This is a genomic window from Marinomonas sp. IMCC 4694, assembly GCF_008122525.1.
Taxonomy (GTDB): domain Bacteria; phylum Pseudomonadota; class Gammaproteobacteria; order Pseudomonadales; family Marinomonadaceae; genus Marinomonas.
This window is the reverse complement of the sequence record NZ_VSRV01000001.1, coordinates 2027940-2038709: the sequence shown is the minus strand read 5'-3', so window position 1 is coordinate 2038709 and position 10770 is coordinate 2027940. Positions and strand designations below refer to the sequence as shown.

Annotated in this window: 11 protein-coding genes; 7 read left to right on the top strand and 4 right to left on the bottom strand. The window is 46.9% G+C overall.

The window, feature by feature from the left end; genetic code table 11:
• Positions 1-106 precede the first annotated feature (106 nt).
• The 5 genes from FXV75_RS09290 to FXV75_RS09270 all read left to right on the top strand — a co-directional run bounded on the left by FXV75_RS09290 (position 107) and on the right by FXV75_RS09270 (position 3988).
• Positions 107-337 carry a hypothetical protein gene (locus FXV75_RS09290; RefSeq protein ID WP_148832778.1) on the top strand — a complete coding sequence of 77 codons (231 nt, stop codon included), beginning with the start codon at positions 107-109 and terminating at the stop codon, positions 335-337.
• 267 nt (positions 338-604) lie between these two features.
• Positions 605-1642 (top strand): tRNA dihydrouridine(20/20a) synthase DusA, encoded by a 1038-nt coding sequence (gene dusA / locus FXV75_RS09285; protein ID WP_148832776.1) that lies wholly within the window; start codon positions 605-607, stop codon positions 1640-1642.
• 4 nt (positions 1643-1646) lie between these two features.
• Positions 1647-2597, top strand: a complete 951-nt coding sequence (gene tal, locus FXV75_RS09280; RefSeq protein WP_148832775.1) for a transaldolase — start codon at positions 1647-1649, stop codon at positions 2595-2597.
• Positions 2598-2709: 112 nt separating this feature from the next.
• Positions 2710-3225, top strand: a complete 516-nt coding sequence (locus tag FXV75_RS09275; RefSeq protein WP_148832773.1) for a sugar O-acetyltransferase — start codon at positions 2710-2712, stop codon at positions 3223-3225.
• A 208-nt stretch (positions 3226-3433) separates the two neighbouring features.
• Positions 3434-3988, top strand: a complete 555-nt coding sequence (locus FXV75_RS09270) for a YaeQ family protein (RefSeq protein WP_148832771.1) — start codon at positions 3434-3436, stop codon at positions 3986-3988.
• A gap of 53 nt (positions 3989-4041) precedes the next feature.
• On the opposite strand, the gene FXV75_RS09265 is transcribed toward FXV75_RS09270, so the two are convergent.
• Positions 4042-4785, bottom strand: a complete 744-nt coding sequence (locus tag FXV75_RS09265; protein ID WP_148832769.1) for a dienelactone hydrolase family protein — start codon at positions 4783-4785, stop codon at positions 4042-4044.
• 111 nt (positions 4786-4896) lie between these two features.
• Between FXV75_RS09265 and FXV75_RS09260 the strand changes: the two genes are divergently transcribed.
• Together FXV75_RS09260 and FXV75_RS09255 are read left to right on the top strand one after the other, a co-directional pair.
• Positions 4897-6009: a DUF3524 domain-containing protein gene (locus FXV75_RS09260; protein WP_148832767.1), complete on the top strand. Its 1113-nt coding sequence runs from the start codon at positions 4897-4899 to the stop codon at positions 6007-6009.
• Entirely contained in the window at positions 6009-6740 is a 732-nt protein-coding gene (locus tag FXV75_RS09255; protein ID WP_148835319.1) for a hypothetical protein, read from the top strand. Before FXV75_RS09260 ends, FXV75_RS09255 begins: the two co-directional genes overlap by 1 nt.
• Before the next feature lie 310 nt (positions 6741-7050).
• On the opposite strand, the gene FXV75_RS09250 is transcribed toward FXV75_RS09255, so the two are convergent.
• The 3 genes from FXV75_RS09250 to FXV75_RS09240 are packed head-to-tail and all read right to left on the bottom strand — an operon-like array spanning position 7051 to position 10672.
• Complete coding sequence (locus FXV75_RS09250; protein WP_148832766.1) at positions 7051-7692, bottom strand: ATP-binding cassette domain-containing protein; 642 nt, start codon at positions 7690-7692, stop codon at positions 7051-7053.
• The gene (locus tag FXV75_RS09245) at positions 7680-9413 is read right to left on the bottom strand and encodes an ABC transporter permease (protein ID WP_148832764.1); all 1734 of its coding nucleotides are present in this window, start codon (positions 9411-9413) and stop codon (positions 7680-7682) included. The genes FXV75_RS09250 and FXV75_RS09245 overlap by 13 nt, the downstream gene beginning before the upstream one ends.
• Before the next feature lie 44 nt (positions 9414-9457).
• A complete protein-coding gene (locus tag FXV75_RS09240) occupies positions 9458-10672 on the bottom strand; it encodes an ABC transporter substrate-binding protein (RefSeq protein WP_148832762.1) in 1215 nt (404 codons plus the stop codon).
• Positions 10673-10770 lie beyond the last annotated feature (98 nt).

Sequence of the window (10770 nt, the reverse complement as noted above, 5' to 3'; positions counted from 1 at the left end):
GTAAGACGAGTGACAAAGCGATTATTTGTCTTTGGGTTAGCCATTGCTAAACGTTAATTGATAAAACGGTATTGGTTAAAATGTCAATAAATAGGTAGAAAGTACTATGATGATCGTTGACTTAATCGATGAAGTGGATTTCAAAGATAAACTCATTGCGCTGGGGGCTCCCGTCACTCAAGCGCAAAGCTTATCCGATGTGCAATTAGCTGTTTTAGCCTGGTTAAGCACATACCCTGAACAAGCGCCGTTTGTTAGAGCGCTGTGTCTTGAGATGGAAAAAGACAACACGACGGTGTTGCCTGCTGTGTCAGATGTTATGGCGGCGTTCCTATAGCCGTCTGTTCTTCTTAACCGTGTTTACCTTCCAGGCGTTCCGCCGTTCACGTTTTCTGCTTTAGCCTTTTCATCATGTGATAAACTATTCGAAATGTTGTAATTTTATGACATAATAATTTTATTGAAGCGAATGCATTATTTCGTTGCTGTTGGGGTATTCGTCTTTAAACCGTTTTCTCCACGGAATACCCTTCGTAATTCTGTGCTAAAATAACGACAATTTATTCTCTCACACCGAACATTTGACAGCGAAAAGACCTTACCAATGTCTCAAGAAACGCGACAATCTACAGAAAATGGCCTTTCAAATCCTCGTGTTAAGCTAGATAGGCGCTTCTCCATTGCCCCCATGATGGATTGGACAACATCGGATTATCGAGTGTTCGCCAGAACGCTTACGAAACAGACTTTGTTGTACACGGAAATGGTAACAACGGGCGCGTTGCTGCAAGGCAATCATCCTGAAAGATTCTTACGATATGACGAGTGCGAGCACCCTATTGCGTTGCAATTAGGTGGATCAGACGCGGTTGCGTTGGGTAAATGCGCAAAAATGGCGGAGCAAGCCGGCTTTGATGAGGTTAATCTAAACGCGGGTTGCCCTAGCGATCGAGTGCAAAACAGCTTGATTGGTGCCTGTTTGATGGCCCATCCAGAAAAAGTAAAAGACGCAATGAAGTCAATGCAAGATGCGTGCAGTATTCCTGTGACGATTAAGCATCGCATTGGCTTAGATGATCAAGAAGAATACAGCGTGGTGCGGGATTTTGTCGGCGATGTGGCTACTACGGGCATCACGACTTTTATTGTTCACGCGCGCAATGCGATTCTGCAAGGCTTGAGCCCGAAAGAAAACCGCGAAGTGCCGCCATTGAAATACCATTACGTTCATCAGTTGAAGAAAGATTTCCCACACCTTGAAATCATTTTAAACGGCGGCATAAAAACAGTAGCAGAATGTGAAGAACAATTAGCCCATGTCGATGGCGTGATGGTTGGGCGCGAGGCTTATCACAATCCTTGGTTGCTTAGCCACGTCGATGAACAACTATTTGGCGGTCACGCCCTCGTTCACGATCGCTATGCAGCCTTAGAAGCATTTGTTCCGTACGTAGAACGAAAGTTAGAAGAAGGCGAGCGGTTATTGCACCTTACTCGACATATTTTGGGTATTTTTCAAGGAGAAGCTGGCGGCAAACAGTTCCGTCGTTATCTTTCTGAAAACGGTCATAAAGCCGACGCAGAGATAAAGGTATTATTAGAGGCCATTGAATTGGTCAAACATCATCAACAGAAAGGATAAAGCAATGAGCAACAAGTTATCTCAACTAAAAGCGTTCACGACCATTGTGGCTGACACCGGTGATATCACGGCAATCAAAGACTTTTTACCAGAAGATGCGACAACCAACCCATCTTTGATGCTAAAAGCCGCGCAAATTCCAGAATACGCTCCTTTCCTTGACCAAGCGGTTGCTTGGGCGAAAACACAAAGCAACGACAAAGATCAGCAAATTTTAGACGCTGGTGACATGCTTGCTGTGATCGTTGGCACTGAAATTTTGAAATACGTTCCAGGCCGTATTTCTACTGAAGTAGACGCGCGTTTGTCTTTCGACAAAGAGGCGACACTGTCTAAAGCACGCAAATTGATCGCGCTATACGAAGCCGCTGGTGTTTCTCGTGAACGCGTTTTGATCAAAGCCGCGTCAACGTGGGAAGGCATTAAAGCCGCAGAAGAGCTAGAAAAAGAAGGCATCAACTGCAACCTGACGTTGCTTTTCTCTTTCGCTCAAGCAAAAGCTTGTGCCGAAGCGGGCGTTTACCTGATCTCTCCTTTTGTGGGTCGTATTCTTGATTGGTACAAAAAATCAACTGGTCAAGATTACACGGCAGAAACCGATCCAGGTGTGGTTTCTGTCACTGAAATCTACAATTACTACAAAGAGCACGGTTACAACACCGTTGTCATGGGCGCGAGCTTCCGTAATATCGGTGAAATCGAGCAACTTGCTGGTTGTGACCGTTTGACGATTAGCCCGAACTTGCTGGAAGAACTGAAGAAAGACGAAGGCAAACTTGAGCGTAAATTGATCCCAACAACCGACGTGAAACCAGCGCCTGCTGCCATCACTGAAGCCGCATTCCGTTGGGCAATGAACGAAGACGCGATGGCGACAGAAAAATTGTCTGAAGGCATTCGTAACTTCGCAGCGGATCAGCGTAAATTGGAAGTCACTTTGGCTTCTATGCTGTAAGCATAACAACGCATTGTTTTTTAAAAACGCGGCTTAGGCCGCGTTTTTTTGTGCCTTTCTGTTTTATGCTTTACGCTTCCAGCAAAGCCAATACGATAACGAGCCATTGATAATGACTGAATTTGAAAAGATGTCCCGCGGTGAATCCTTTAACGCCATTGATCTGGACCTTCGCCTGCGCCGTGAAGCGGCTCGTCTTGCTTGTGCAAAATTCAATGCGCACCCAAGTAAAGGCAATTTACGCCATGTCACCCGTTTGTTTGCAGCCTTTGACGGTGTTGTTATTGAACCAGGCTTTCAATGCGATTATGGCTCTCAAATTCACCTTGGTAAAAATGTGTTTATTAACTTTCACTGTGTTTTTCTTGATAGCGCCCCCATTCACATTGGCGACGATGTCTTGATCGGCCCTGCGGTGCACCTTTATACCGTCGATCACCCAAGAGACGCAGACTTGCGCGCGTCAGGCGAATGCTCCGCCAAATCCATCAAAATTGGCAACCAAGTGTGGATTGGCGGTGGGGCAAAAATCCTTCCTGGTATAGAAATCGGCGACAACGCCATTATTGCGGCCAATGCCGTAGTAACGAGAAATGTGGCGCAGTACGAGCGTTATATCGGACGTTAGGTGCGTTCGCCAGACTACTTTTTAATGAGCCAACAGGTAAAAACTACATTTTTTTGATGCGTTCAGCCATAGCGCTGGTGTTGCTATTGATTGTTTTTTTTAATGTGTAGCCTCTAAAAACAATGATAATAGGCGCATTTTGTTTGCTGATTTTGCTGTACAATTCGATTCGATTTTCCACCTGTTAACCAATGTAGTAAGTGACCTCATGGCGACAAAAGCAACAGTGTACAAAGCATCGGTTCAAGTCTCTGATATGGACCGTAACCATTACCAAAGTTACGAATTGACTCTAGCATTGCATCCTTCTGAAACGGAAGAGCGCATGATGGTGCGTTTAGCCGCATTTGCCTTGTTAGCGGATGAAAAAGAAGGGGGCGAGCAACTTGGGTTTTCTAAGGGCATCAGTACCGAAGACGAACCTGACCTTTGGCAGAAAAATTATTCAGATGAGATATTGCTGTGGGTCGAACTTGGCCAGCCCGACGAGAAACGTTTGCGTAAAGCCTGTGGCCGCGCTCAACAAGTTGTTGTGGTCAATTACAACGATAAGTCTGATATTTGGTGGGATCAAAACAAGGGCAAAAACAGTCGTTTTGAAAATTTGCGGGTTTTGCAGTTTACCGAATCACACGTTCACGCCTTGGCGAAAATTTGCACGCGCTCTATGCAGCTGAATGTCACGATTCAAGATGGCGATATGTGGATCTCTGGTGAGCTGGGCGAATGTGCGATGACGCCACTTTGGCGTGGCGAGCAATAAGGTCGTGATGCGAGCAATGGGCTCGCAGCGCGCCCTGTACTGAATCAACAGGTTCATACTTTACGCAGTGTCCGCTGAAACAAAGCAACCGCTTTGCGGTAGTATTCTAGGGCGAGGGCAGGGTCGTAACGATCGCCTTCGTCGCGCATAAAGGCGTGTTGGCCATTAACTTCGTGCCATGTAAATAGGCGGTCTGTATCGATCAGTTGTTGGTAGATTTTCTGCCGACCTTCGTTTGACACATGCGGATCTTGTTTGCCCCACACCATGGTAACTTCTCCTTGAATGTCACTTGTGCGGGTAAACGAATCGTTACCGTCTAAACAGGGAATCGTGTTTGAATGGATGTCGGTGGCATACAAGCAGAAAGCCGCTTGGATACGAGAATGTAATGCCGCTCGATAAGCTAGATGCCCCCCCAAACACACTCCCATGCTGCCGAATTGGCCCGTGCTGTAAGTCTGTTGTTCAAAAAAGCGGATCATGGCGACGGTATCGCTGTCGTGAGACTCAAGCGGTTTGGTAAACTTGTCAGCGTTGCCTTTGTCTTTTCCTGCGTCGTCGTAACCTAGAACCGTGCCGATAGGGTTCAGTTCATGGAACACTTCGGGCACAATGACGATAAATCCATGACCCGCCATGATCGCGGCAGAGCGAGCAATGGGGGCCGTTTGTTGGAAAATTTCAGAATAGAAAATAATGCAAGGAAAACGACCTTCAGACTGCGGGCGGTAAACGGTACAGCGCATCAAGCCGGTTGGCGTGGTGATATCTTGATCGTGGCGTTGAATGATCATAACTTTCCTTAAATAGTGCGTAATTTTCTTACATGATATTCGACCTGTTCATAATGAGCCAGCAGCAAACGTCATTTTTCCCATTAAGTAAAACAGCACTAAGAGAACAAAATGCGAATTTTATTGATCAGCGCCTATGAAGCCAGCAGCCATAAAGCATGGGCAATGAGCCTAATGACAGGGTTGGATCAGCATGAGTGGTCTTATCTGTCCCTACCCGCCCGTCATTTTGCTTGGCGAATTCGCGGCAATGCCATGAGCTTTGCGTTTGATCCGCAATTTAAGGCAGTGTTAGAGCAATCCTATGATTTAGTCATTGCGACCTCTATGACGGATTGTGCTGGCCTGAAAGGATTCTGCTCCAATTTACAAATCATTCCATGGCTGGTGTATTTTCATGAGAACCAATTTGCGTACCCAGTGAGTGACAAACAACAGGGCCTAGTAGAAATGCAAATGGTCACACTATACAGCGCACTGGCCGCTGATCAATGTGTGTTTAACAGCCGTTTTAATCAAGATTCTTTCTTTTTTGGCGCGCGTGCTTTGCTGAAAAAGCTGCCCGATTACGCGTCCCCAGACTGGCTCAATACGACCGAAAATCGGGCACGGGTAGTGCCAGTGCCATTGGACATTCTGCAGCAAGCGCGCTGTTTGAGATCGGTAAGTCAAGCATCAGGTCGGATAAAGTTGATTTGGTCAGCGCGCTGGGAATTCGATAAAGGGCCAGACCGTTTGTTCGCGATCTTAGACGTGTTAGAACGGCGTGAAGTAGATTATGAGATCGCCATTCTTGGCGAACAATTCCGATCCATCCCCAAAGTATTCACCCAAATCCAATCACGGTTCGCGCACAGAATTATCCAATTTGGCTTTGCACCAAGTAGGGCGGAGTATTTGGCTTTTTTGGCATCCGCTGACGTTGTGCTGTCTACCGCATTGCATGAGTTTCAAGGGCTTGCTGTATTGGAAGCCGTAGCGCTGGGTTGTGTTCCGGTCTTGCCGAATCGACAAGTGTATCCTGAGTTATTCGATGATGCGTACTTGTATAAGAGCTATCTTGACGATATGGAAAAAGAAGCCGCCAGTGCCGTCGATTTGATTCAGCAGCTTGTGGCTAACCCGATCAAAGTACCCGATGTGAGTGCCTTGTACTCGTTCCCTGTCCTCATGGAGTACGACCGCCTCATACAAGATGTGTTTGAAATGAGGGCGACGTTGTGATGGTGTCATGGCGCCATAAGTGGGTGTATTTGCCGGTTGTGATGGTGTTGTGGCTCGGCCTATTTTTGGACAGTTCAAGCCTAGCGAAAGACTTAGAATATGGTCAATGGCTGACTAATGCCTTGGTGTTCATGTGTTTTTTATGGGTGTATCGGTGTGTCAGCTACCGAGTTAAAAAGCTCATGTTGTATGGCATTGTATTCGCATATTTGGGCGAATGGGTGTTCGCTGTGTTGCTCGGCATGTACGAATACCGGCTGGAGAACGTGCCGTTTTATGTGCCGCTCGGCCACAGTTTGGTGTATGCCGCGGTGTTGTACTTTTACAAAGAGGCGTGGGTACAGCGCAATAAATCGTCCCTTGTCATTGTATTGTATGGGTCGATGATCGTGTATTCGAGCGGATGGTTGTTGTTTGATCGCGATGTATTGGGTTTTATATGTACCATGACCATCGTGCTTTTATTGAGAAAGAAATCAGGCCATGAATTATTTTTTCTTATCATGTATTTCATGGTGGTGTATCTGGAGCTACTAGGCACTTTTTATCAAAGTTGGGCCTGGCCCGACATCTGGTTTTCGACGGTATCCTTTATTAGCAGCAGTAATCCGCCAAGTGGGATTAGTGTGTTTTATTTTGTGTTTGATGTCGGCTGTCTGTGGATCTATAAGACCTGTAACAAGCGGCAATGGGCACGGATGAAGGCGCTTAGACAGGCAAGAAGCAAATGAGAAATCTCTGTCTCTATTGCGTACAGCAGCGACAGACTGGGGTGTCAGTTGGTATGATAAGTCGGTGGTAATTGCTGCCACCAGCGCCTCACGTTACTCATGGTAAACCTCTTAACATACTATTTTGAATGCAGCCTGTATTTTCACACTTCCTCATAATTGATGGCATCATAAATCACTTTTTAAAGGGCCGTCTTGATCTAAAAGCAAGTTTGGTCATGTCGTAAAGCGGGGCCTAATGATGCAGTTTGCTCAAACGTCTCCCATCTTTATTGCCTTTCAAGCAGTGTGTTTGTGGCTTTAGTGAGCGTTATATCCCGATTGGATAGTCTAATTCAATGCACTCTCCTTTCATGGCTTTTGCGTCTTCCGGATCGTGGGTGACGAGTAACGCGGGGATATTAGCGTGGCGTATTTCATCCAACACAAAGGCGCGCACATCGCGACGAAGCGCGGGATCAAGTTTGCTGAAAGGTTCGTCGAGCAGTAAATAATCCGGTTTTGATAGCAAGGTGCGAAGCAGAGCGACGCGGGCTTGTTGGCCGCCAGACAGGTCTTTTGGTAGGGCATTGGCTTTGTCGGGAATGCCTAATTTCTCTAATGCCTGTTGCGCCATTTTATGGCGTTCTTTCGTGGGTATTTGGTCGGTAATAGCAAACAGCAAGTTTTCCAAAATACTCATATGTGGAAACAGCAGCGGCATTTGTTGCAATAAACCGACCCCTCTTGATGCGGTTGGTATACCGTGAATCGGAGCTTGGTTTAAAAACGCCTCACCTGTTGCGGTTACGCCTTGATGTAAGGTGCCGCTTAAAAAGTGTAAAAGGCTGGATTTGCCAATGCCACTTGGCCCCATAATCGACAATACGTGGCCATTATCGATGTCGAAACTCAAATGGTTAATGAGCACCTTATCGTTTAATGACAAGGAAAACGAATTTACACTGAGCACGGCTTGTTCCTTTTAATTTGGTGTTTAAACGCCAATCGCCAGGTTGTCCAGCGGGGTGGTATGTACTGTGCTAGCCAAAATACCATCACGGGAAAAAACGCTTGCAACATGGCCATGCTGCCCACTTGCTTTCGGTCCCCCGATGCCGCTTGTGCCACGGCTTCTGTGGTAAGTGTGCTGTAGCGACCTTCGCCGGCGATGAGTGTGGGCAAGTATTGTGCGATACTGACAGAGAAACCAATGGCAAAGGCGGTAAACAACGCGGGCTTCAACATGGCTATTTTGACGCGTGCATAGTTGCGCCATGGTTGGTAATTGAGTCGGTTGGCTTGCTCTAAATAGCCCTCTTCGTATGCTAAATATGGGCTTTTGAGGGTTAAATACACATATGGAAGAACGTACATAAGGTGCAACGCAATGATGGCAAAGAGGTTACCGTTCAAATTTAAGTAAATCAACAGTACATGCAACCCGAAGAGAAAGCCGATTTGTGGTAGTAGAATGGGCACGTAAATGAGCCAGTCAAAGACGTGGTTTTTGGCTGGGTTAGTGGCATTTTGGTTTTTTTGGTGTTTAGTTTCCAGCATGATAAGGCTGATTAAGCAGGCCAATACAGTGGCTGACAGCGCAATGGTTAAGGTGTTGGTCGTGAGTTCAATGAGCATGGGGGTTGAGCGTTCGAGGTTGTCCCACGTCCATTGGCTGGGCAGTGTGTCAGGAAAACGCCAGCGTCTAGCGAGTGACCAAATAGGCAGTAAGGCCAAAGCAATAAATGCATTAAGCAGGGTGAGTAGTCCTATTATAACGCCAAGTCGAAGTAGATAGTCAGTGACTCCGTGGCGTTTTCCGTTGCTACGTTCTGCTCGAGTGCATCGTGTGAGTACAATATGTGATAATTCCCAGCCTGCTAATACCAGTACAATCACGAGCATCAAGAACATCGCCCCCGCACTGGCCATGAGTCGCCTATCAAGGTCCGGGTCATTGAACCAGCGTAATAAAGTGACAGCCAACGTCGATGGTGTATTAGGTCCGATGACCAAGGCTAAATCCACCACAGTAAGGCTAAAAGCGACCACGATAAAAATAGGCAGGCGCACAAGAGGGTAAAGTTGAGGAATCAACACTTTGCGCCACAGCGTAAAGCGGCTATACCCTAATGTTTGACCCACATACAGACTGTCGCGGGCGTTAATGCTGTTCATCGTAGCGAGCATCACAAACAAAAGATAAGGCATTTCTTTAATGACTAGGGCGAACATCAGCGAGAGACCAAACGGATCTTGTACGCTGATCCAGTTTGGTGGACGGTCAAAACCGGTTAGCCAAGGACTGACAAGACGCATCAACCAACCAGATGGGCTGAGCAAAAACACCAAACCGATGGCCATGGCAGCGTGTGGGATCGCTAAAATGGGGGAAAGTAGGGCTTCAATTTTGGCAAAATAAGGCCGTTGATAACCCCACGCCAACAAAGATAACGCCAACCAGAGTGCCAGTATCGGCGCACCAATCCCCGTGAGTAGGCTCAGAGTGACACTGGCGTAAAATTCCCCTTGGGCGAACAAGTCACGCCAAGGTGACAGGGTGAAATAAAACTCACCCAGGGGGGGGAAGTACCCAAAAGCGGGAAGTAATGTGCCGACTAATCCCATTAAAATAGGGACTAGTAAGAGCAGAGAGAGGCCTCCAGTGATCCATGATGTGTATTTTAGTGGCATCTTGCTTCTTATTTCTGATTGGTTAGCAACGAGTCAGACCTTGCTTATTGTGCGTAACGTTTGCGCCATTGAGCTTCTAATGCACTCACCCAACTGCTATGCGGTTCCGGCAAGGTTTGCCCCAATTCTTCCATGTTCAAGGTAGCAATGCCACGAGGCAAGGCATCAAATTTAGCCTGATCATCGTCAGATAATTTGCTGTATGACAGCACACTTAAATCGCCCCAGATAGTAGGTGTTTGTTTTTTAATTTGCGCTTCAGGCGATAGCATAAAATTGGCCACTACCTGAGCACCGGCTTTTACGCTGCTATTATAAGGGATCGCTAAAAAGTGAGTATTGCCAATCGTACCTTTCGTGAATACGTAAGAACGCACCGAGTCGGGCAAGTTGCCCTTGTCGATTTGAACGGACGCGGCGGAGATGTCGAAACTAAGGGCAACGTCAATTTCTTGATCGTCTAACAAGCGCATCATCTCCTCAGAACTGGACGGAAAGGCTTGACCACGGCGCCATGCGACTGGGTGGAGCTGATCTAAATACGCCCACAATGGTGCCGTGACCGCCTTAAAGTCGACCGCGCTGACGGGTTGCGATAATAACGTATTATCCGCCGTTAATTCATATAAGGCTTGTTTCAAAAAGGTTGAACCTAGGAATTGCGGTGGTTCTGGATAGGTGATGCGTCCTGGGTGCGCTGTGGCGTAACGTAACAGTGCGTTCATGGATTTAGGTGGGGTGGTTAGCGTCGCGGTATCATGAATAAAGATCACTTGCGCCATACCCCAAGGCGATTCCATGCCATCAACCAGTGTGCCAAAATCTTGCGTTACACTTTGGCGCGCTTGTTCGTCGACATAATGCATATAGTTTGGTAAAGAGTGACTAAAAGGGCCAAACAATAAGTCGTTGTCTTTCATCGCACGAAAGTTTTCACCGTTCAGCCAGATTAAATCCACCGAGCCCTGAGTGTTTTTTCCGGCCGCTTTTTCAGCCAATACACGGTTAACGGCATTTGAAGTGTCAGTCAGTTTGACCTGTTTAAGTGTGATATCGTATTGCGCTTTAATGCGATCAGCGGCCCACAGAATATAATCGTTAATATTATCGGCGCCGCCCCATGCGTTAAAATACACTGTTTGGCCTTTCGCTTCCTGCAGCGTTGCTTGCCACGTTTGGGTGTCTGGCGCCGCGACTACAGAGACGCAGCTAAGTGCTAACGAGGCAGCAAGGGAGGCTGCGACAAACGATTTTTTCATTCTTTTCTCCTAATGTGATCAACCATTTATAATGAGACGTGACTCCGTGGAAATTTCTTACAGCGAAGGCAATTGTTTTTATTAAAAAACCGTTTTAG